Genomic DNA, 21,083 nt, shown 5'->3' with positions numbered 1-21,083 from the left:
AGCATGAAACCCACCCCCCGGACTTCCGGCCCGCGCATCGGCAGAAGAACGTTCCTGGCGACCTCCGCTGCCACCGGCCTGGCTCTCGGCCTTCCGGCCTCGCCCGCCGGGGCCGCCGGTCCCGGCGGACGCGTATTCCGCTCCGCCCTGTCGGTCAGCCCGTTCACCGAGCTGGTGCTCGGCAGCGTGGCGCTCACCGACGGCACCCGCACCGCGCGGACCGTCGAGCAGGTCCAGCGCCTGTTCAAGGCCCACGGCGCCACCGAGGTCTACGCCCGCATCGCGACCCTCCGCGACGCGCCGTCCGGAGAGGCGCAGCACGGCCTCGTGCGCGGCCTGCAGCGGGCCCGGCTCGCCCGCTCACTCGGACAGCCCTTCAACCCGGAGATCGGCCTGTTCGCCGTGTACGGTGACATCTCCTACCAGCCGGAGCCGGACTTCTCCGATTACCCCGGCATCAACCCGCCCGGCCCCTGGACGTCGCTGACCGTCGACCAGATGACGCCGATCCTCTACCGGTACGGTGCGGCCGTCGCCCGGCAGATCCTGGCCACCGGGGTCAGGGTCGGCGTGTGGAACCTGGGCAACGAGATCGAACTGGGCTTGGCCGGGGTCGCCATCCGCGGCCTGGTCACCCAGACCGACCGGTGGAGCTACAGCCCGCCGGACGCGATCGACCCGGCGATCGGGCAGATGGACTTCACGACGCTGATCATGATGCCGGAGCCGGATCGCATCGCCTGGCTGGAGGCCCACCTGTGGCCGCACATGGGCCGGATGCTCGCGGCCACCGCAGCCGGGATCCGCTCGGTCTCCCCGACCGCCCGGTTCAGCAGCCACACCAGCACGATCGGTGCCGCGTCGACCGCGCTGCCCGTCGCCTTCTGGGCCGCCATGAAGAAGGCGGGCTACCACGTGAGCGAGCTGGGCACGTCCTTCTACCCGACGAGCAACGACTATGGTGACCGGCTGGCGACGTTCAAGGACGCCGCCAACGCTCTGTACTCCACGTTCGGCAAACGCGTGTTCGTGGCGGAGCTCGGCTACCCCTCGGCCACCATGCCGCCGCCGTACGCGTGGAACAGCCCTCTGCCCGGATACCCGATCTCCCCGGAGGGCGAGCACGCCCTCGTCCGCGACCTCGTCGCCTGGGGCGCCGGCCGCGGCCCCCTGTCGGGCGTGCGTCCCTGGGCTCCGGACTTCTGCGTCAGCGGCTGGCAGCCGATGAGCCACTTCACCGTCTCCGGCTCCACGGCCGCCGCCGAGCCGGTGCTCGACGCGATCTCCGAAGGACTGCGCCTGGCGGAGGGCGCCTGAGATCCCTGTGGAGGGACGGCCGCGGGGCCGGGATCGGAGGATCCCGGCCCCGCGGCCGTTTCACAGGGCGGCGAGCGCGGCCTCCACGTCGCGAAGGATCGGCTCCGCGTCGGGGATCATGCTCAGGGCGTCCCTGACCTTCGTCTTCGGGTCCACGGTGCCCATCCCGACCTCGACGAACTCGGCGAACTCCGGCTTCGCGGCCACGATGGCGTCGGCGACGGCCTTCAGCCCGCCGTGCCGGTCGGCCACCTCGCCGAAGGTACTGTCCAAGGTCAGGGGCTGCAGCTCCGCAGCGAGGTCGGAGAACGGGATGTTCCACCGGTGAACGCCCGAGCCGACGATCCGCTCGATGCCGTCGGGCAGGCTCACCTCGGCCGAGGTGTTGGCCGGAATCGTCATCTCGACGGAGAGCCTGCCGTCGTCCAGCGTCCAGGAGCACGCGGCGAGGCCGTAGGGGGTGCGCAACCGGGCTGAGGCGCGGGTGAGGCCGCCTCCGGGCCGGGGCGCCATCCGCAGACGGCGGTAGCCTGGCTCGGCCGGGGCCAACCCTGCGACGGTGCGATGCAGCCAGTCGGCGACCGCGCCGAACGCGTAGTGGTTGAAGGACGTCATGCCGCTCGGGTTCACTCGCCCGTCCGGAAGGAGGCTGTCCCAGCGCTCCCAGATGGTCGTCGCGCCCCGGACGACCGTGGAGAGCCACGAAGGACACTCCTTCTCCAGCAGCAGCCGGTAAGCCGAGTCCAGGAATCCGGATTCGGCGAGCGCGTCGCAGATCAGCGGAGTCCCCACGAAACCCGTCGCGATCCGGTAGCCCCCGCCGCGCACCAGTTCGGCCAGGCGCCTGGCCGCGCGGCGCCGCTGCTCGCCGTCCGGCAGCAGGCCGAACCGCAGCGCCAGCGCATAGGCGGTCTGGGAGTCCGACAGCAGGCGACCGGCAGGAGTGAGGTACTCGTCCTGGAACGCCCGCCGGATCCGCGCCGCCAGCGCCTCGTAGCGCTCGGCCTCCTCTGTGCGGCCGATCAGGTACGCGGTCCGGGCCACCAGGTCCGTGGAGTACGCGAAGTAGGCGGTCGCCACGATCTCGGGGAACGTCCTGGCCGCCTCGGGCCGTCCGGGCGGAGCCGTCGGGTCCAGCCAGTCGCCGTACTGGAAGCCGGAGTCCCACAGCAGATTCTCACCCGCGAGGCTCGCCACATGGTCCGCCCATGCGCGCATGCTGGGGAACTGCGCTTCCAGGACGCCGAGGTCGCCGTACCGCTGGTAGAGCGTCCAAGGGACGATCACCGCGGCGTCGCCCCAGGCGGCGGCCGTCGGGGCGTACGCGACGGAGGGCACTATGGACGGTACGGAGCCGTCCGCTCCCTGTTCGGCGGCCAGATCGGCGAGCCAGGAGCGGAGGAAGCCGGCGCTGTCGTACAGGAACGACGCGGTCGGCGCGAAGACCTGGAGGTCGCCGGTCCAGCCGAGGCGCTCGTCGCGCTGCGGGCAGTCGGTGGGCACGTCCAGGAAGTTGCCGCGCATCCCCCAGACGGCGTTCTCGTGCAGCCGCTCCACCAGCGGATCGGAGCAGGCGAACCAGCCGGTGCGTTCCAGGTCGGAGTGGCACACCAGGGCCACGGCCCCGGTCACCGGCCCGGTGATCTCCGCGTAGCGGAACCCGTGGAAGGTGAAGCGAGGCTCCCAGGTCTCGGTTCCGCCGCCGCGCAGGACGTAGGTGTCGGTCGCCTCGGCCGTGCGCAGCGGCTCGGTGCACAGCTCGCCGTCCTGCAGGATCTCGGCGTGGCGGAGTGTCACCGCCTGGCCCGCCTCGCCGGTGGCGGTGATCCGGAGCTTGCCGACGAGGTTCTGCCCGAAGTCCAGGATCGTCTTCCCGGACGGTGAGGTGAGGGTGGCGACGGGTTCGAGCGTCTCGGTGACGCGCACCGGCGGGCCGGCCGGCGCGACCAGGGTGCCGAGATCATGTTCGACGGGTTCGACGGGCCACCAGGCGGAATCGTCGAAACCGGGCTCGGACCAGCCCTTCTGCTCCTTCCTGGCATCATAGGCCTCGCCGTCGTAGAGGTCGCTGGACAGCAGCGCCCCCGATGAGGCCCGCCAGGTGGCCGGGGTGGTGGCGATCCGGCGGACAGTGCCGTCGTCGTAGGTGAGTTCGAGCTGGGCGAGCAGTGCCAGCCGGTCGCCGTACAGGGCGTTCTTGCCCTCGAACCCGAGCCTGCCGCGGTACCAGCCGTCACCGAGCATCGCCCCCAGGCAGTTGGCGCCCTCCCGGACGAGGCCGGTGACGTCGTGGGTCTGGTAGCGCAACCGGTGCCGGTAACTGGTCCAACCGGGAGCCAGCACGTGGTCGCCGATCCGCTCACCGTTCAGCTCGACCTCGTAGACTCCGAGCGCCGTCGCGTACAGGCGGGCCGAGACCAAGCCGGGGCCGGATTCGAACTCCGTCCGCAACAACGATCCCTCCCCCGGGCCGACGAACTCCGCCTCCCAGTCCTCCGTCCGCAGCAGGCCCGCTTCGACCTCCTCCGACGTCCAAGGCGACGGTTCGCCGGGCGGCCCGGTCACCCGGACCGAGACCGTGACGCGTTCCCGTGATTCCAGCGGCGCGAACGGCCACTGCACCAGCACCGAATCAGCGGACTCCACCCGCACCCGCTCACCGCGTGCCTCCACTTCGTAGGCGGTCTGCACCCAGCCCGGCGTGTCGGTCTCGGTGTACCAGGACAGCCGCGGGCGGGCCGTGCCCACGCCCAACGGCTCGCGCACCTGCTCGAACCTCAATCCGGCCACTTTCATGATCATCATCTTCCTTCCGGTGTCAGCGGACGCCCTTGATGGGCCGCACGGTCAGGCCCGCCGTGATGGCGATCGCAGCGGCGACGGTGAACAGCAACGGATAGTTGTCCCCGCCGCCCAGGGCGAGGATCAGCGGAGCGACGACGGGGGCCGCCGACTGCGGCAGGGCCGAGGCGATCCCGAAGATGCTCATGTACCGGGCGGCCTGGGTGTCGCGGTCGGGTATGACGTCGGTGACGATCGCCAGGTCGACGGCGCCGAACACCCCCGCGCCGAGCAGGATGAGCTGGGAGCCGAGGAAGACCTGGAGGAACGACGGAGCCGTCGCGACGAGCAGGAAACCCGCCGCGAACAGGGCGCCCGCGGCGTACACGAACGCCTTCCTGCGGCCCAGCCGGTCCGACAGCAGACCGGAGAGCACGGCTCCGCCCGAGGTCATCACCAGCCCGACACCTCCGGTGAGCGCCAGCAGGCCGGTGACCTCGTCGAGCTCGTAGTCCAGGTGGTCGGTGAGGAAGTAGAGCTGGTACGTCGACAGGAACATGAGGCTGAACTGCATGAGGAAACGCCCCGTCCACGTCCAGCCCATATCGGGGTGGCGGCGCGGGTCGAAGACGAAGCCGCGCAGGATCCCCCGGAGGTCGAAACCGGCACGTCGCGCCTTCGCGGAAGCGGCCTCCGGGACGGGATCGGGCAGCACGAGCACCGCGACGAGCACGAGCACGCAGCACAGCAGCGCCGGAACCCCGAACATCAGGTGCGGCGAGCCGTCGAGGACGTTGGCCGCCTGGAAGCCGATCACCCCGGCGATCTGCGCGGTGAACCCCGCGAAGCCCGAGACCTTGCCGCGCTGCGCCTCGGGGACCTGGTCGGGCAGCATGGCCAGCAGGCCCGTCATGATGCAGGAGATGCCGACCTGGCCGATCGCGTATCCGGCCAGCACCATGCCCACGCTTCCGGCGCCGGCGATGACGAGCATGCCGCCGACCATGATCGGCATCCCGGCGACGATCCAGGGGCGCCGCCGTCCCCAGCGGCCGGTGGTCAGGTCGCTGAGCCTGCCTATGACAGGGCCGACCGCGATGTTCACGAACGTGCCGACACCGATGACCAGGCCCAGGTTGGTCTCCTTGCGCGCCTCGTCGATCTGCTCGAGGTGCACCGCCAGCGACACCAGGAGCGGTGTCATCACCGCCAGGTACGTCCCCAGGAGCGCCAGGACGTAGAGCGTGATGAAGCCGCGGCTCACCGGGGCGGGCTCCCGTCGCTCCTGCGGTGGTTCCGTTCCGGCTCCGACCTCCGGGATCACAGCTCCGCCTCCAGTCTCAGGTCCGCGGCGGAGCGGCCGAGGCGCAGGCGGTGCGGGCCGGGCAGGGGCGTCCAGCCGTCGTCGGTCCAGCGGGACAGGGCCCGTTCGGTCAGCTCGATGCGGGCGGTCACCGTCTCGCCCGGTCCGGCCTGCACCGCGGCGAAGCCGACGAGGCGCGGGGGCTCGTCGTCAGCGATCAGGTAGGCCTGGACGACCTCCCGGCCGGCGCGGTCGCCGGAGTTGCGGACCTCGACCTCGACGACACGGCCGGAAGCGCGGGCCTCCAGGTGCTTCCAGGCGGTGTAGGACAGGCCGTATCCGAACGGGAACAGCGGCTCGGTCCCGGCCTGCGCGTAGGCGCGGTAGCCGATGACGCCTCCCTCGGCGTAGTCGAGGACTCCCTTTTCGGGCTTGGTGGAGAGGACCGGCGCATCGGCTTCGGCGGTCGGGAAGGTGGTGGGCAGGCGCCCGCCCGGCTCCGTACCCGTGAGGACGTCGGCGATGGCGTCGCCGCCCTCCTGGCCGGGGAACCACGACCACAGAAGCGCGGCGGGCTCGTCCGCCCACGGCATCAGCCACGGCGCGCCCGCGTTCACGACGACCACGGTGCGGGGATTGGCCTCGCACACCGCCCGCACCAGCTCGTCCTGACCGCCGGGGAGCACGAGCGAGGTCCGGTCGACGCTCTCGGTCTCGGCGTACTCGTCGCTGCCGACGACCACCACCGCCACGTCGGCGGCGCGGGCGGCCTCCACGGCGGCGGCGAACTCGGCGGCGTCATCGCCGCGCGGCTCGGCGTAGCCCAGGCCCAGCAGCGCGACCGGGTAGGGGAAGTCGCGCTGCGGCCGGCACCTGATCTCGACCGGAAGCGAGCCCGCGGAGGCGGGCAGGACGAAGGTGTGCGAGGGAGGATTCAGGGCGAGCTCGCCGATGTCGGGGTTCTCGACGAGCAGGCTGCAGGCCATCGGCTCCCGGCCGGGCACGAGCAGCGTGAACTCGCCCGCTCCGAGCACCGAGAGACGGTGGTCGCCCGACGCCCCGAGCTCCAGCACGGCCTGGACCGACAGTTCGGCGACGGCGTCGTCGAGGATCAGCGGGAACCACCACAGGGCGGGGTCCTTGTGCTCCTCGGAGTGGACCGAGCCGTCCTCGGCCAGGTAGCGGAGCCGGACTCCGGGCTCGCCGGTCTCCGGGTCGTTCGCCGCGGTCAGCGGGTCCAGCTTGGCCCGGGGGAACACACCCGGGTGCACCGTGATCTCGGTGTCGTCGCCGAGGGCGCGTCGCAGGCCTTCCAGCGGGCTGACGACGTGCTCGGGCCGCACGTTGGCGCTGCCCCCGCCCTGCGCGGCCAAGCGCGCCGCGTTGGGGCCGACGAGCGCCAGCCTGCGCACCGGCGAGAGCGGGAGGATGCCGTCGTTGCGCAGCAGGACCGTGCCCCGGACCGCCAGATCCCGCAGCCGGGAGCGCACGTCGTCCGGCACGGGCGGAGCGGGCACGGCGTCCACGCCCTCGAGCGCGCCCGTCCGTGCGGCCAGGCGCAGGATCCGCAGCACCTTGTCGTCGATCAGGGCCTGCGGCACGCGCCCCTCCTCGACGGCGGCGACGAGCGCGTCGCCCCACGGGCCGATCGGGCCGGGCATGGCCAGGTCGAGGCCGGCCAGCGCGGGCTCCTCGGTGGAGCGGGCCGCCGTCCAGTCCGAGATCACGACGCCGTCGAAGCCCCACTCCTCCTTGAGGAGGCCGGTGAGCAGGGCGGTGTTCTCCGTCATCGTCCGGCCGTTGACCCCGTTGTAGGCGGCCATCACCGTCCAGGCGCCCGCCTCGCGCACCGCCGCCTCGAACGGCTGGAGGTAGACCTCGCGCAGGGTGCGCTCGTCTATCCGCGCGTCGTAGCTCATCCGCTCGGTCTCGGAGTCGTTGCCCACGAAGTGCTTCACGCAGACGGCGACGCCCGCCGACTGCACGCCCTCGACGAAGGGGGCGGCCATCCTCGCGGTGAGCAGGGGGTCCTCGGAGAAGCACTCGAAGTGCCGGCCGCCCAGCGGGGAGCGGTGCAGGTTCACCGTCGGCGCGAGCAGGACGTGCAGGCCCATCTCCCGGGCCCGGGCTCCCATCAGCTCACCCGCCTCGCGCACGGCGTCCACGTCCCAGGTCGCCGCCAGGGAGGTGGTGTTGGGGAAGAGCAGGGAGGGTTCGGAGTCGGGGCCGAAGGAGGTCCCGCGCGGCCCGGCCGGCCCGTCCGACAGGCGCAGGGACCGCAGGCCCGCCGCGGGAACCTCCACCAGGCTCCAGGCATCGGCGCCGGTCAGCAGCGAGACCTTCTCCTTCAACGTCATGGCCGCCAGGCGGCGTTCGAGATCCGTCTCCGGGGGGAGGTCAGCCGTCATGAGGGGTTCCTTTCGCGGGGTGGCCCCCCATCTAAAACCAAGTTATCCTCGGTTTTCAAGTGGTCGCGCACCACCCGTCCGCACCGTGTCCCGGACGAGGACCGCGGCACGGCCTCCACTCCCCGGATGCTCGGAGCGTGAGCACGCCATGAGAAGAAGAGGCGGCATCGCCGGGATGAGGTGCCGCGGCCCTCGCCCGGACCGCGGCACCCGGAATCCGCAGCCGGTCTCAGGTTGGACCGGAGGACTTCCCTGCGTCGGACGAGCCGCCGCTCACCTTGCCGAAGTACGCCTCGCGCAGCACCGAAAGGTCATCGATCTCGTCCTTGCGCGCGCTGAAGAGCACCCTGCCCATGTCGAGCACGACCACGTGATCGGCGACCCGGACCGAGGCCTCCAGCGCCTGCTCGACCAGCAGGACTCCTATCCCGCGCTCCTTGAGCCGGGCCACCTGCCGCATCACCTCCCCCATGACCACGGGGGCCAGGCCGCCGGAGGGCTCGTCGAGGAGCAGGACCTTCGGCCGCGCCATGAGCGCCTGCCCGATGGCCAGCATCTGCTGCTGCCCGCCCGACAGGCTGCCCGCGAGCAGCCCCCTCTTCTCCCCGAGCACCGGGAAGACCTCGTAGACGCTCCCGGCCTCGGCGCGCAGCGCCGACCGGCTCATGCCGCGCGTGTATCCGCCGAGGATGAGGTTCTGCTCGACCGTCTGCTTGTGGAAGACGCGTTTGCCCTCCTGCACGTATCCCAGACCGCCTCGGACCCGCTGATGGACGGCGGCTCTCGTCACGTCCGCTCCGGCCAGTTCCACCGACCCCGCGACCGCCTTGTTGAGGCCGGTGACGGCCCGCAGCGTGCTCGTCTTGCCCGCGCCGTTGCGGCCCAGGAGCACGGTCATCTCACCGGGCCACACGTCGATGCTGACGTCCCACACCACGCGCAGGTCGCCGTACCCGGTTCCGAGGTCGCGCACCCGCAGGACGGGTTCGCCGGACGGTTCGGCTGTCATGACGCCTCCTCCGGGGCTTCGGCGGTCTTGGCGGCACCGGCGAACTCCGCGGCCGTGCCGTGGTCCGCGCCCCACTCGTTGTCCACTCCGAGGTATTCGCTGAGCACCCTCGGGTTCTCCGCGATCTCCGACGGCGGTCCCTGTGCGATGACCTGGCCGTGGGCCAGGACGACGATGTCGTCGGCGAGGTCGAGCACGAGCCGGAAGTTGTGCTCGACCAGGACGACGGTTCCTCCCGCCGCGCGGATCCGGCGGATCAGCCCGGCCAGCCGGTCGACCTCGTCCTCGTCCAGGCCGGAGGCCGCCTCGTCCAGCAGGAGCACGCCCGGCGCGCCGACGAGCGAACGCGCGACCTCCAGCAGCCGCCGCATGCCCAGGGGCAGCGAGACCGCCTCAGCGTCGCGCAGATGCCCCATGCCGACGAGCGCCAGCACTCGACCGGCCTCGTCGAGGTCGGCGCGGGCGGCCCTGCGGAAGCGGGGCAGCCGCAGGACCGCGGACAGCAGGGAGACCCGGTCGGAGGAGTAGCGGCCGGAGGCGACCGCCTGGAGGACCGTCACCCCTTCCGGGATGTTCGGCGTCTGGAACGTCCGGGCGACGCCCGCCCGCGCGACCCGGTGCGGCACGGCGCCCTTGAGCGGAGCGCCGGCCACGAGGACGCGGCCCGAGTCGATCCGGTAGAACCCGGAGATCATGTTGAGCAGCGTCGTCTTGCCGGAGCCGTTCGGGCCGATGAGCGCGGTGACCCGGCCGGGGAGCGCCCGGAAGCTCACGTCCTTGAGCGCCTGGTTGCCGCCGAACGCCTTGGAGACGTCCTCGACGCCGAGTTCCACGCCCTCGATCCGGGGCAGGTCCGGTGCCTCCCCGGCCTCGGGCTCCGGCCGGCCTTTCAGCCCGGCCGCCCGGTCGAGGCGGTCCACGGCCTTGCGCGCCAGATCGGCGAGGCCTCCCCTGAGGAGGACGCCGCCCGCGATGAGGAAGATCCCGGTGAAGACCAGGGCGAACTGCTGGAAGTTCGAGGACTGGTTCGGTCCGGCCTGCATGACGGCCGCCCCGACGGCGGCTCCGTAGACGCTCATCGGCCCGCCGAGGATCGACGCGGCCAGGATCGTCGTGGCCATGGTGAAGCCGAACGCCTCCGCGGAGATGTAGAGGTCGAGGTTGGCGAACAGGACGCCGGCCAGCCCCGCGGGAACGGCTCCGACGGCGTACGCGAGGAGCTTCATGCGGAAGACCGAGATCCCCATGGACGACGCCAGGACCGGGCTCTGCTTCAGGACCTGCAGGGCCACCCCGTGCCGGGAGGCCGCGATGTTGCGCATCACCGCGAACCAGCCGATCAGGACCGCCACGACGACGAAGTAGAAGGACTCGGGGTCCACGGGCCTGCCGAGGAGCGTTCCCGCGGGGATGCCGGCGAGCCCGTTGCGACCTCCCGTGTGCTCCTCGAAGATCGCCACGATGTCGGGGATGAGGAGGATGAGGAAGAACGAGGTCATCGCCAGCGACAGGCTGCCGAGCCGCAGGCCCGCCATGCCCGTCACCACGCCCACCAGCACCACGGCCAGGCCCGCGGCGGCGAGCTGGAGCAGGAGGTCGGTCCAGCCGGCCGTCGCCAGCAGCCCGGCCGTGTACGCGCCGGCGGCGTACATCGCCACCTGGCCGAGCGCGAGCTCGCCGGCGTAGCCGAGGCTGAGGTTCAGCCCGCTCACCAGCAGCGCCAGGATGCAGCCGAGCTGGATCTGCCGGGACAGCGTGAAGTCCAGCCCGAACCACGGGAGCGACAGCAGGACGAGCCCCAGGACCAGGGGGAGCGTCCAGGTGGGAAGGGAGCGCAGCCCCCGCCAGACGGCCGCCATCACACCGTCCTTTCCTGCGCGCGGACGAACAGTCCGGACGGCCGGACGAGCAGGATCAAGAGGAGCACGGCGAAGACGGAGATGAGGGCGTACTCGCTGCCCAGGTAGCGCGCGGCGACCGCCTCCACCAGGCCGACGGCCAGCCCGCCCACGAGAGTGCCCGGCATCGAGCCGAATCCGCCGATGGCCACGACGACGAAGCCCTTGAGCGCGAGGGACGCGCCCAGCGTGGCGACCGCGAAGGTCTTGGGGCCCACGAAGACGCCGAGCAGCCCGGCGAAAGCGCCCGAGGCGGCGAACGCCCAGAAGGCCATTCGGCGGACGTTGATCCCGCGCAGCATCGCGGCCTCGCGGTCCTCGGCCATGGCCAGCAGCGCCAACCCGGTCACGAGCCGCCGGCTCAGCAGCGTGAAGATCAGGACGGCCGCGATCGCGACCGCCACCAGGGCCAGCTCCACGGGGTAGACCCGGCCGCCGAGCAGGCCGAGCACCCGGTCGCCGGCGAAGAACGGCACCGACAGCGGCTGGGTGCCCCAGGTGAGCTGGCTCAGTCCGTTGAGCAGCACGGCCGCGCCGAGGGTGGTGACCAGGAGGGCCGAGGGATCGGCCACCGGACGGATCGCCACCCGCTCCTCGATCGAGGCGACGACCGCCACCGCGGCCATGGCGAGGAGGACCGCGGCGAAGACCGGCAGGTGGAACGTCACCAGCCCGGTGTAGGTCACGAACGTGCCCACCATCATCAGCTGGGCCTGCGCGAAGTTGAACGTGTTGGAGGAGATGAAGACGATGTTGTAGCCGATGGCGACCAGCGCGTACACCGCGCCGAGCGCCAGCCCGCCCCAGATGATCGTCATGATGTCGAACCCCTGTCTCGGCCCGGTGGCCGGGCGTGCCGACCGCTCCGGCGCCGGTCCGGCGCCGGAGCGGGGATGATCACTGGTACTGGCCGTTCACGACCTCGGAGGGCGGGATGAACGCGAACTCCTCGGCGCCGAGGTTGGCGCCGTGGGAGGTGGCGCTGTAGTTGTACTTCTTGAGGACGGCGACCTTGGCGGCGCTCTGGACCGCGGGGTCCTCCAGCGCCTCGGCCAGCGCCTCGGGGTCGTCGGCACCGCCGGCCTTCTCCGCCGCCGCGGCGATGAGGGGCACTGCGTCGTAGTTCGTCGCCATGATCAGCGTCGCCTTGATCTCCCCTGTCGAGGTCATGGCCGTGATCGCGTCGTTGACCGCCTGGTCGTCCGGGTTCTTGACGGAGGACTTCAGGGCCTGGATGACGAGGTTCTCCACCTGGGGCGTCCCGAGGACGCCGGCGGGCGGCGGCGTCGCGATGAGGCCGGTCGCGCTCACCGAGCCGTCACCGATGACCGGCACGTCCCAGCCCAGCTTCTCGATGCCCTTGAGCAGGTAGCCGACCGGCGCCCCGTAGCCGTTCAGGAGGAGCACGTCCGGCTTCTTCGCCTGGACGGACTGGAGCTGCGGGGTCATGTCGAGGGCCGCGGGGTCGTACTCCTGGCTGTCCAGGACCGGGATGCCCTCGGCCTTCAGGGCGGCGGTGACCGCGGTGTCGAACGCGACGCCGTTGGCCGTGCTGCTGTGGATGATCCCGGCCGACTTGTACCCCTTCTCCGCGAAGTAGGGCAGGAGGCCGTTGGTGTAGTCGTCGGGGGAACCGGTCAGGTCGAAGTTCAGCGGATAGGCCTCGGGGTCGCCCGAGTCCTCGGTCGGGGCGATGTTGAAGGAGAGGATCTTGTTCTGCTTGAAGACCGGCAGGGTCGCGGCCGTGATCGTGGACGGCCCCGCGTTGAGCACGAGGTCCGGCTTCTTCTTCGCGATCTCCTGACGGATCTTGGTGAGGGCGGTGGTGGGATTGCCCTCGTCGTCCACCACGGCGACCTCGACCTTGCGGCCGTCGACGCCGCCGGCCTCGTTCACCTTCGCGGCCCCCGCCTTGGCGGCGACCACCGCGGTCTCGGCGTTGGCCGCCAGCACGCCCTGGGTGCTGAGGCCGGCCGTGATCAGCACGCGGTAGGGCCGCGCCCCTCCGCCGTCCTCGGCCGGCCCTCCTCCGCACCCGGTGAGCGCCACCACCGCGCCCGTGATGACCGAGGCCGCCACACTGTAACGTCGCACCATCCATCGACCTCCCACTGACCGCACGGCGCGCCCACCTTGCGGTAACAAACATTTGTTTGGGAACTTAGGTGGCGTGCGTCACATCGTCAAGAGGGCGGTCCGGACGTTCTGGACCTGGCACGGCGTCTGAAAAATAAGGTGACCGACAGAAATGCGAGGGTCAGGGCATGATGCCTTCGGCGAGCAGTTCCCGGGCCTGCGGACGGCCGTCCAGGACGCGGGCGGTCCGCGCGGTGACCCGCCAGCCGTCGGGGCCCCTGCGCAGCCGCCAGTGGTTGGCGGTCGCGCGCCGGACCTCGAACCCGTCCCCCTGCCGGAGGATCATGAGCGAATAGCCGACCGCCACGGCCTCGTCGCCGGTCACGGTCACGTGGGGCGGGCCGACGAAATGGGCGGCCCCTCCCGTGATCCACCCCTGGTGGGTGTCCGAGCGGACCATGCCGGCGATCTCGTCGCGGCCGGTCATCACCAGCTCCTCCACGTCGTAGACGCCGTCGGGCTCCCACAGTGCGGCGGCCGCGTCGGCGCTGCCGCTGTCCACCAGCGGACCGTAGGAGGAGATCAGCCGGGCCACCGCCTTCTCCTCCTCGAGCTGGGCCAGACGCTCCTCCAGTGCGGCCAGCCGCCGTTCGACATCAGTCATGTGACGCATTCCCTTCGATTCCTTCGATTTCCTGGACCAGCGCGTGCAGCGCCTCGAGCTGCTCGCAGTAGTGGGCGGGCGACTCCGCGGAGATCCGCACGTCGACCACGGTCGCGCCTGCGGCGCGCAGGCTGTGCAACTTCTGCTCTATGACCCGGGGAGATCCGATCGGGTCGAGCATCCCCTCCGCCGTCAGGACGACCTCGAACCCTTCGGGAAGGCCGACGGCGGCCAGCATCCCCGTCAGCTCGTCCGAGGAGAGGCCGAACGGCACCCATCCGTCGCCGAAGCGCACGGCCCTGCGCAGGGAGCGCGGAGTGCGCCCGCCGATCCACAGCGGCACCCGGGGCTGGACCGCGTGCGGCTCCACGATCATCCCGGAGAACTCGTAGAACTCGCCGTGGTGTTCCGGCTCGCGCCGGGAGAGCGAGGCGCGCAGCGCCGCGAGGGCGTCGTCGGCCCGCCGTCCGCGGCCTTCGAACTCCGCCCCCAGCAGCGCGAACTCCTCGTGCAGGGTGCCCACGCCGAGCCCGAGGACGAGCCGGCCGCCGCAGATCCGGTCGAGCGTCCCGTAGCGCTTGGCGATCTCAAGGGGGTGGTGGTAGCCGAGCACGAGCACGTGGGTGGCCAGCCTGATCCGGCCGGTGCACGCGGCGAGATAGCCGAAGGTCGCCAGAGGATCCCAATAGGTCCCTCCCCTGACCTCGGCGACCTCGGACGGAACGGCGACGTGCTCGCTGCAGGTGAGGTGGTCGAACCCGAGCCCGTCGGCGACGCGGGCGATCCGCCCGAGGTCCTCGATGCCCGCCGAGCGCTCCCATTCCGCATGCGTTCCCGGCATGAGGGTCACCACAGGGCTGACGATTCCGACACGCATCCAGTGCCTTTCTTCGAGGTTCACAAGATGCGGCGACGGTATGTGCCGTGGTCAGAGGCCGGTAACCCCGTCTCCCTCTCAGCGGGAGCCCCCCTTGGCCGTCCTCCCTGCGTCTCCCGAGACTCGTCCTGTGCTCAAGCGGCACCCCCTTGAGCACTCGCAACGGCAGACGAGGAGAAGCAGCATGCTCGACACCGAGGTCTACGGTCCGTGGGCCGTCATCGCAGGCGGATCCGAAGGCGTCGGCGCGGCCTTCGCCGACAGGCTGGCCGCGGCCGGGATCAACCTGGTGCTGATCGCCCGCAAGCCCGGACCGCTGGAGGAGACGGCCGACCGGGCGAGGAAGCACGGCGTCGAGGTCCGGACCGTGGCGGCCGACCTCCTCGACCCGGGGACCTTCGACGCGATCCGCCGGGCGTCCGACGACGTCGAGGTCGGGCTGCTCATCTTCAACGCGGGCGCCAACACCTACGGCGCCGAGTTCGTCGAAGGGGACCTGGAGCAGTTCCAGCGGGTCATCGACCTGAACATCACCAGCCAGATGCTCCTGTCGCAGTACTTCGGCGCCAGGCTCAAGAAGCGGGGCAAGGGCGGCATCATGCTGGTCGGCTCGCTGGCCGGCTACCTCGGCCAGCCGGGCATCGGCGTGTACGCGGCGTCCAAGGCGTTCGGCCGGATCTTCGCCGAGGGCCTGTGGCTGGAACTCAAGCCGCACGGGGTGCACGTCCTCGAACTCGTGCTGGGAGTGACGCGGACACCGGCGATGGAGCGGGCCGGGCTGAAGCTGGACCGGCCCGGCCTCAACGTCGCGGACCCCGAGGACGTCGCCCAGGAGGGGCTCGACCACCTGGCGGACGGACCGGTGTGGGTGGCGGGGGGCAACCTGAAGACCGCGGAGGCCAACAGCGGCATGGCGCGCGACCAGATCGTCGAGAACCACGCGGAGGCCGTCAAGCGGCTGCTCGGCCACTGACGCCCCGCCCATATCACCCGAGGAAGACAGGAAGACCCGTGGCAGGAAACGCATCCGGTGAGGCGGTCACCTTGAGCGCCGTCGAGAGGCTCCTCGCGATCGAGGAGATCAAGGGCGTCTTCGCCGAACGGCTCCGCTGCATGGACGCCAAGGAGTGGGAGGTCTACCCAGCCCTCCACACCGACGACGTCGTCAGCGAGACGTTCGGCCGCCTCCCCTCGGAGGACCGGCCCCCGACGCCCGGGGAGCGCAGGCGCGTGATCGGGAAGGAGGAGCTCACCGCCACGATCCGCGGCCTGCTGGACGGACCGGTCCCCCTCACCACGGTCCACCACGGCCACACGCCCGTCATCGAGCTGACCTCCGACACCACCGCCCGCGGCGTCTGGGCCATGGAGGACCACCTGTGGTGGACCAACGGCGACCGCGAGGAGCACCTCCACGGGTACGGCCACTACCACGAGGAGTACCGCAAGGTGGAAGGCCGCTGGCTGATCGGCTACCGCAACCTCTCCCGCCTGCGGGAGGACCGCACTCCGGGCTTCTACGACTTCCTGAAGAAGCCGCGGTGACCGGACGCCTTCGGACACCCCGGCCTTGAGGAGAACAGGTGATCCCGCCTGAGTACGATCTCGTCCTGGACGACGAGCGTCTCTCCCTCCGTCTCCGGATCTACCCCGCAGACGCCTCGGCGAAGGCCTCCGGCACCTTCCTCCTGTGGCTGCACGGCGGCGGGTTCGTCGGAGGCTCGCTGGACATGCCCGAGAGCGACGCGGTCTGCGCCGCGCTCGCGAAAGACGGGATCACCTGTGTCGCCGTCGAGTACCGGCTCGCTCCGAACTTCGGAGCGCGGCGAGCCCGAAACGCTCCCGCGGCGGTCCGCTTCCCCCTGCCGCTCGACGACTGCGAACGAGCCTGGCAGTGGGTGCGGAACAAGACGGCGGAACTCGGGATCGACCCCGAGCGGATGCACGTGGGAGGCGCGAGCGCCGGCGGGGCCCTGGCCTCCACCCTCGTCCTCCGGCTCCTGCGCGGGAACGCGAGGCCTCCGGCCGGGGTCGTCCTCGCCTACCCGCTGCTGCACCCGTCCCTGCCGCCCTTCAGCGACGAACTGCGCCGCAGCCTGCGGGGATTCCGGCGCCTGGGCACCTTCACCGCGGCCTCGGTGAGGTGGATGGCCCGCAACTACGTGGGACGGGACGGCATCGACCGCCTGCCAGAGGCCTTTCCCGGCGGCGCGGACCTCGGCGGCTTCCCCCCGGCCCTCATCGTGAACTCCGAGCGGGACACCCTGCGCGCCTCCGGAGAGGCCTTCGCCGACGAGCTGCGCGCCCACGGACGTCCGGTGGAGGAGGGCTTCGAGCCGGGTACCTCCCACGGCCACCTGAACCGGCCGCAGAAGCCGGAGTTCCACCGCAGCATCAGGACCATCTCCTCCTGGCTGTCCCGCTGAGCGCCGGGACGGAAGGTGATGTCCCCGAGGCCACCGCCTCGGGAAGGAAGAGAGGCGAAAATGAGGGTCTTCCACGGCGTCGAAGAGGTGCGGCAGGCCGTCGGCACCCGTCTGGGGTACTCCGGATGGCACGCCGTCACGCAGGAGCAGATCGACGCCTTCGCCCAAGCCACCGGCGACCATCAGTGGATCCACGTCGACCCGGACAAAGCCGCCCGGGGCCCGTTCGGCTCCACCATCGCCCACGGCTATCTGACGCTGTCGCTGGTGTCGATGCTCGCGGGGCGGGTCTACAGGGTCGACGGGCTGAAGATGACCATCAACTACGGCGCCGACAAGCTCCGCTTCCCCTCTCCCGTGCCCGTGGGCTCCCGGGTCCGCGCCGGTGTGGAGTTGCTTTCGCTCACGCCCCGCAGAGGCGGACACCTGCTGAAGGCCGGGGTGACCGTCGAGCGTGAAGGCGGTGGCAAGCCGGCCTGCGTCGTCGAGAGGCTCAGCGTCCTGGTGCCCTGACCTGGCGCGGAGCTCCAGTGGACTCCCTGGGTACGACGGTGGCCTGGAAATCGGGGGCCGTCTCGGGCAGGGGCCGGTCTTCGGCGAGCCGCAGCGCCAGGTCCGCGAAGTAGCGGCTGAGGCCGGCGTAGTCGAGGCGCACGCTGGACATGGAGGGGAAGAGCAGTTCGGCGAACGGGCTGTCGTCGTGTCCGATCACCGAGAGGTCGTCCGGCACGGACAGGCCGCTGCGCAGGGCCGCCGTCATGAGCGCCAGCGCGATGTCGTCCTGGTGGGCGACGACCCCGGTGACGCCCGAGCGGTGCCAGTCCCGGACGGCCTCGAGAGCACCGCCGTCACGGGGGTCGACGGGGCGGACGTCCATGGGGGCGAGGCCGAGGCGCGCGGCGGTCTCCTGCGCCGCCGCGGCGCGCCCCTCGCTCATGAGCGCGACGCGCGGATCGGCGGACGCGGCGAACGCGATCCGCCGGTGCCCCAGCGCGTGCAGGTGCTCGACCTGCGCGCGGGCGCCGGCGGTGAGCGTGGGCGAGGCGAGGAAGGTGCGCTCCTCCTGGTCGGTGGGCAGGATCCTGGTGATGCCGACGGCCCGCATGGAGGCGCGTTCCTCGGCGGTGATGGGCGTCCAGCCGATGACCGCGTCGGGGTTCAGTGACTCCCACAGCGGCCGGGCCCTGCCCCCTTCGTGCCGGACATGGGCGACCAGGGAGTATCCGGCGTCGTCGAGCAGCTGCGTCGACTCCTCCAGGCTCCGCTGGAGGCTGTGCCCGACGGGCCAGTCCGGCAGCACCAGCAGGATGATCATGCTGCGGCCGCTGGCCAGCGCCTGCGCCGCCCGGTGCGGCCGGTACCCCTGGCGGGCGGCCTCCGCCAGCACCCGCTCCCGGGTCGCCGCCGAGATCGTCTGCCCCGGCGTGTTGTTCAGCACGTACCCCACCGTCGCCCGGGAGATCCCGAGCGCCCGCGCAACGTCCGCCGCCGTCACGCGATGTGTCGGCCTGCCACCGGCCACAAGAACCTCCTTTTTCCGTCGGGGAACCAGCTTGTACGCGCAAGTCACCGCCGTTCTCATCTTAGGAGGCGCCGGTCGGCCGAGCCGGGTTTCACCCTTCGATGACGCGGAAGCCGGTGTTGCCGCTGGTGCTGTCCGGGGTGTTGCGGCTGCGGGCGGCGACCCGGTAGCGGTTGCAGTAGGAGTCGTGGCACAGGTAGGAGCCGCCGCGGATGACGCGGGTGGGCTCCCCGCGGCCCCAAGGGTCGGCGGTCCATTCCCAGACGTTGCCGACGCAGTTGTACAGGCCGTGGCCGTTGGACGGGTAGGCGTCGACCGGGGCGGTGCCGCGGTAGCCGTCCTCAGCGGTGTTGCGGGTGGGGAAATTCCCCTGCCAGATGTTGCAGCGGTGCTCTCCGCCCGGCGTCAGCTCGTCGCCCCAGGGGTAGCGGGCCTGCTCCAGACCGCCGCGAGCGGCGTACTCCCACTCGGCCTCGGTGGGCAGACGGGTGCCCGCCCAGGCGCAGAAGGCCGTGGCGTCGTTCCAGGAGACGTGAACGACGGGGTGGTCCCACCGGCCGTCGAGTCCGGAGCCGGGACCCTCCGGGCGAGCCCAGCAGGCAACCGAGACACCGCACCACCAGGGCGTCTTGGGCGGGCGGGGCGAGTCGCGGCGCAGCGCTCCCGGCAGGAAGGAGGCGAAGACGTAGGACCAGCCGTACCGCTCGGCCTCGGTGACGTATCCGGTGTCCGCGATGAACTCGGCGAACCACGCGTTGGTGACCGCATAGCGGCCGATGGCTATCGGCTCCACGGTCACCGGGCGGATCGGACCTTCGTGGTCGTCGGGGAATCCGTCGGCGTCCTCGGCGCCCATGAGGAACGTGCCGCCTGGCAGTGCGACCGTCTCGCGGTGCCAGGACGGGGCGACGGCTTCGACGCGGACCGTCCCACCGGCGCCCGGGGCGAGGTCGACGGCCTGCCTGCCGGCCGCGCAGCATGCCGGTGCGCTCTCTGTCATGTCGGTCTCCTCCGGCTTCGAGGGTGAGGACCGGTCAGGTCTCGGCGAGCGCGGCCAGGTCCTTCCCGATCGCGCGCAGGGCCGCGGCGTGCACGCCCGAGTAACGGGCCAGGTCGATGAGGCTGAGCGGCAGGGGGACGGACAGCAGCTCGGTCTGCACGAGGCCGGGCGCGTGCCGGGCGACGCAGTCGCGGGCGCCGGTGACCTGGAGCAGTTCGGCCAGGGGAAGGGAGAGCAGGTCCTGCGCCTCCATCTCGCCCAGCCGGGGCAGCGGTTCGGCCGTTCGGGCGGCGTGGTCGCGCTGCTCGCGCACCAGGAGGTGGGCTTCGGTCGGCTCCCCGTCCTCGGGGATGCCGAGCCGCTCGTACTGGCTGGACGGCGCGTCCGCCTCGCGCATGAGCTCCCTGAGCAGGCCGAGCATGCGCAGCTCGAGCTCGTCGTCGACGACCGGGTGCTCCTGGGCGGGGTCGGTGACGAGGTCGAAGAGCAGGGTGCCGTGCTGCCACGGGTTCACCCAGGATCCCCCTGACGGCATGCGCATGGTCTGCAGGCCCTTGGTGAAGGAGAACGGGGGTGCGGGCGTCCAGTCCTTGAGCTCGTGCACTCCGAAGCGGTTCTTCATGTGGGTGGGCATGAGGGTGTACTCCTCCAGAGGCCCGTTGGTCGCCTCGCGGGAGGCCCGCATGTAGACGTGGCGCCCGTCGGTGACGTTGACGTGGCCGCCGTGGATGCCGAACAGCGCGCCTCGCGGGGCGGGGGCGTCGGAGTTCAGGTCGCGTCCCTGCATGTCGGGGGCCGGTTCGAGCCCGAAGTAGCGCAGGAGGGTGGGTGCGATGTCGATGGTGCGGGCCAGGTCGTTGCGGCGGGTCCCGCGCTCGCCCGTGCGGGGGTCCCACAGGAACATCGGCAGGTGCACCAGCTCGTTGAACCACGGCTGGACGGTCTTGGCCCACCAGCCGTGCTCGCCCAGCAGGAACCCGTGGTCGGTGTTGACGATCAGCATCGTGTCGCGCCACAGGTCGTGCTCGTCCATGAAGTCCAGGACCCGGCCCAGCGAGCGGTCGCACATCGACACCAGCGCCGCGTACTCGTACCGGGCGTGCTCGACCTGCGCCTGGGGCTCGACCACCTTCTGATACGGCGGCCAGTCGAAGTCGGGCCCCTCGTAGTCGTGCGGGTACAGGTCCTTGTAGAACCGGTGGGAGAAGAACGGCTCGTGCGGATCGAACAGCTCGAGCTGCAGGAACCAGCGGTCGGCCTCCAGGTTGGTCTCCAGGAAGTGCAGACCCGCGTCCACGGTCAGGGTCTGGGAGTGCTCGGCCTCGGTGGGCATGTAGCGGCGGTTGACGTCGTTCTGCCGGTGCCCGGCCACGCCCACCACGCCCTTCCAGGGGTCGTCCTCCTGTCCGCGGAAGAACTCCCAGGTGCTGTAGCGGCCGTGGTAGGTGGCGCCGCCGTCCTCCCAGTAGTGGTGGTGGTCGGAGACCAGATGGGTGTGCACACCGGCGTTCTTCAGCAGTTCGGGCATGGAGTCGTCGAACGGCTCCAGCGGCCCCCAGCTGCGGTGCAGGAAGTTGTGACGGCCCGTGTGCAGCTCCCGCCGGGCCGGCATGCACGGCATCGACCCGCCGTAGAAGTCGTCGAACGTGACCGACCGCTCTGCCAGCCGGGCGAAGTTCGGAGCCTGCACCAGGGTGTCCCCGTACGGCGGGAGCATGTGCCGGTTCAGGCTGTCGAACATCAACATGATCGCTTTCATGGCGCTTCCTTCATGGGGTCGGGAATCGGACCGGAGATCGGCG

17 protein-coding genes are annotated in these 21,083 nt (G+C 71.3%); 5 read left to right on the top strand and 12 right to left on the bottom strand.

The genetic code is table 11. The features are described 5' to 3' along the window. Window positions 1-3 precede the first annotated feature (3 nt). Window positions 4-1,317: a glycosyl hydrolase 53 family protein gene (locus C2865_RS22410; RefSeq protein WP_106400503.1), complete on the top strand. Its 1,314-nt coding sequence runs from the start codon at window positions 4-6 to the stop codon at window positions 1,315-1,317. 60 nt (window positions 1,318-1,377) lie between these two features. Here C2865_RS22410 and C2865_RS22405 read toward each other — a convergent pair whose 3' ends face one another. From C2865_RS22405 to C2865_RS22365, 9 genes are all read right to left on the bottom strand, one after another. After that, entirely contained in the window at window positions 1,378-4,122 is a 2,745-nt protein-coding gene (locus C2865_RS22405; protein ID WP_198653503.1) for an alpha-L-rhamnosidase, read from the bottom strand. A 13-nt stretch (window positions 4,123-4,135) separates the two neighbouring features. Next, window positions 4,136-5,362 (bottom strand): MFS transporter, encoded by a 1,227-nt coding sequence (locus C2865_RS22400; RefSeq protein ID WP_106400502.1) that lies wholly within the window; start codon window positions 5,360-5,362, stop codon window positions 4,136-4,138. A gap of 56 nt (window positions 5,363-5,418) precedes the next feature. Then, window positions 5,419-7,809, bottom strand: coding sequence for a beta-glucosidase (locus C2865_RS22395; protein ID WP_106400501.1), 2,391 nt, complete (start codon window positions 7,807-7,809; stop codon window positions 5,419-5,421). A 229-nt stretch (window positions 7,810-8,038) separates the two neighbouring features. Continuing rightward, window positions 8,039-8,818, bottom strand: a complete 780-nt coding sequence (locus C2865_RS22390) for an ABC transporter ATP-binding protein (RefSeq protein ID WP_106400500.1) — start codon at window positions 8,816-8,818, stop codon at window positions 8,039-8,041. Beyond that, on the bottom strand, window positions 8,815-10,677 hold the full coding sequence (locus tag C2865_RS22385; RefSeq protein WP_106400499.1) for a branched-chain amino acid ABC transporter ATP-binding protein/permease: 1,863 nt from the start codon (window positions 10,675-10,677) through the stop codon (window positions 8,815-8,817). The genes C2865_RS22390 and C2865_RS22385 overlap by 4 nt, the downstream gene beginning before the upstream one ends. Beyond that, window positions 10,677-11,534, bottom strand: coding sequence for a branched-chain amino acid ABC transporter permease (locus tag C2865_RS22380; RefSeq protein ID WP_106400498.1), 858 nt, complete (start codon window positions 11,532-11,534; stop codon window positions 10,677-10,679). Before C2865_RS22380 ends, C2865_RS22385 begins: the two co-directional genes overlap by 1 nt. Before the next feature lie 79 nt (window positions 11,535-11,613). Next, on the bottom strand, window positions 11,614-12,813 hold the full coding sequence (locus C2865_RS22375) for an ABC transporter substrate-binding protein (protein ID WP_106400497.1): 1,200 nt from the start codon (window positions 12,811-12,813) through the stop codon (window positions 11,614-11,616). A gap of 160 nt (window positions 12,814-12,973) precedes the next feature. Further along, window positions 12,974-13,456: a nuclear transport factor 2 family protein gene (locus C2865_RS22370; RefSeq protein ID WP_106400496.1), complete on the bottom strand. Its 483-nt coding sequence runs from the start codon at window positions 13,454-13,456 to the stop codon at window positions 12,974-12,976. Beyond that, window positions 13,449-14,333, bottom strand: a complete 885-nt coding sequence (locus C2865_RS22365; RefSeq protein ID WP_106400495.1) for an LLM class F420-dependent oxidoreductase — start codon at window positions 14,331-14,333, stop codon at window positions 13,449-13,451. The genes C2865_RS22370 and C2865_RS22365 overlap by 8 nt, the downstream gene beginning before the upstream one ends. 184 nt (window positions 14,334-14,517) lie before the next feature. Here C2865_RS22365 and C2865_RS22360 point away from each other — a divergent pair, with 184 nt between their 5' ends. The 4 genes from C2865_RS22360 to C2865_RS22345 are packed head-to-tail and all read left to right on the top strand — an operon-like array spanning window position 14,518 to window position 17,272. After that, a complete protein-coding gene (locus C2865_RS22360; protein ID WP_106400494.1) occupies window positions 14,518-15,306 on the top strand; it encodes an SDR family NAD(P)-dependent oxidoreductase in 789 nt (262 codons plus the stop codon). Window positions 15,307-15,344: 38 nt separating this feature from the next. Then, complete coding sequence (locus C2865_RS22355) at window positions 15,345-15,878, top strand: nuclear transport factor 2 family protein (RefSeq protein WP_106400493.1); 534 nt, start codon at window positions 15,345-15,347, stop codon at window positions 15,876-15,878. 38 nt (window positions 15,879-15,916) lie between these two features. Then, window positions 15,917-16,759 (top strand): alpha/beta hydrolase fold domain-containing protein, encoded by an 843-nt coding sequence (locus C2865_RS22350; RefSeq protein WP_106400492.1) that lies wholly within the window; start codon window positions 15,917-15,919, stop codon window positions 16,757-16,759. A 60-nt stretch (window positions 16,760-16,819) separates the two neighbouring features. Continuing rightward, the gene (locus C2865_RS22345) at window positions 16,820-17,272 is read left to right on the top strand and encodes a MaoC family dehydratase (RefSeq protein WP_106400491.1); all 453 of its coding nucleotides are present in this window, start codon (window positions 16,820-16,822) and stop codon (window positions 17,270-17,272) included. Here the strand turns inward: C2865_RS22345 and C2865_RS22340 are convergent. From C2865_RS22340 to C2865_RS22330, 3 genes are all read right to left on the bottom strand, one after another. Beyond that, window positions 17,253-18,281, bottom strand: a complete 1,029-nt coding sequence (locus C2865_RS22340; protein WP_198653501.1) for a LacI family DNA-binding transcriptional regulator — start codon at window positions 18,279-18,281, stop codon at window positions 17,253-17,255. The two genes, C2865_RS22345 and C2865_RS22340, sit on opposite strands and share 20 nt — an antisense overlap. Before the next feature lie 91 nt (window positions 18,282-18,372). Further along, window positions 18,373-19,281 carry a formylglycine-generating enzyme family protein gene (locus tag C2865_RS22335; protein WP_106400489.1) on the bottom strand — a complete coding sequence of 303 codons (909 nt, stop codon included), beginning with the start codon at window positions 19,279-19,281 and terminating at the stop codon, window positions 18,373-18,375. Between the two features lie 34 nt (window positions 19,282-19,315). Then, on the bottom strand, window positions 19,316-21,040 hold the full coding sequence (locus C2865_RS22330; protein ID WP_106400488.1) for a sulfatase: 1,725 nt from the start codon (window positions 21,038-21,040) through the stop codon (window positions 19,316-19,318). Between the last annotated feature and the right edge of the window lie 43 nt (window positions 21,041-21,083).

It is taken from the genome of Actinocorallia populi (assembly GCF_002995495.1).
Lineage (GTDB): Bacteria > Actinomycetota > Actinomycetes > Streptosporangiales > Streptosporangiaceae > Actinocorallia > Actinocorallia populi.
This window is presented reverse-complemented; position numbering and strand designations above follow the sequence as displayed.

Coding starts and splice junctions, on each gene's coding strand:
- C2865_RS22410 (WP_106400503.1), top strand. CDS start 4: ATGAAACCCACCCCCCGGACTTCCGGCCCGCGCATCGGCAGAAGAACG.
- C2865_RS22380 (WP_106400498.1), bottom strand. CDS start 11,534: ATGACGATCATCTGGGGCGGGCTGGCGCTCGGCGCGGTGTACGCGCTG.
- C2865_RS22395 (WP_106400501.1), bottom strand. CDS start 7,809: ATGACGGCTGACCTCCCCCCGGAGACGGATCTCGAACGCCGCCTGGCG.
- C2865_RS22390 (WP_106400500.1), bottom strand. CDS start 8,818: ATGACAGCCGAACCGTCCGGCGAACCCGTCCTGCGGGTGCGCGACCTC.
- C2865_RS22375 (WP_106400497.1), bottom strand. CDS start 12,813: ATGGTGCGACGTTACAGTGTGGCGGCCTCGGTCATCACGGGCGCGGTG.
- C2865_RS22370 (WP_106400496.1), bottom strand. CDS start 13,456: ATGACTGATGTCGAACGGCGGCTGGCCGCACTGGAGGAGCGTCTGGCC.
- C2865_RS22385 (WP_106400499.1), bottom strand. CDS start 10,677: ATGGCGGCCGTCTGGCGGGGGCTGCGCTCCCTTCCCACCTGGACGCTC.
- C2865_RS22330 (WP_106400488.1), bottom strand. CDS start 21,040: ATGAAAGCGATCATGTTGATGTTCGACAGCCTGAACCGGCACATGCTC.
- C2865_RS22360 (WP_106400494.1), top strand. CDS start 14,518: ATGCTCGACACCGAGGTCTACGGTCCGTGGGCCGTCATCGCAGGCGGA.
- C2865_RS22365 (WP_106400495.1), bottom strand. CDS start 14,333: ATGCGTGTCGGAATCGTCAGCCCTGTGGTGACCCTCATGCCGGGAACG.
- C2865_RS22405 (WP_198653503.1), bottom strand. CDS start 4,122: ATGATGATCATGAAAGTGGCCGGATTGAGGTTCGAGCAGGTGCGCGAG.
- C2865_RS22345 (WP_106400491.1), top strand. CDS start 16,820: ATGAGGGTCTTCCACGGCGTCGAAGAGGTGCGGCAGGCCGTCGGCACC.
- C2865_RS22335 (WP_106400489.1), bottom strand. CDS start 19,281: ATGACAGAGAGCGCACCGGCATGCTGCGCGGCCGGCAGGCAGGCCGTC.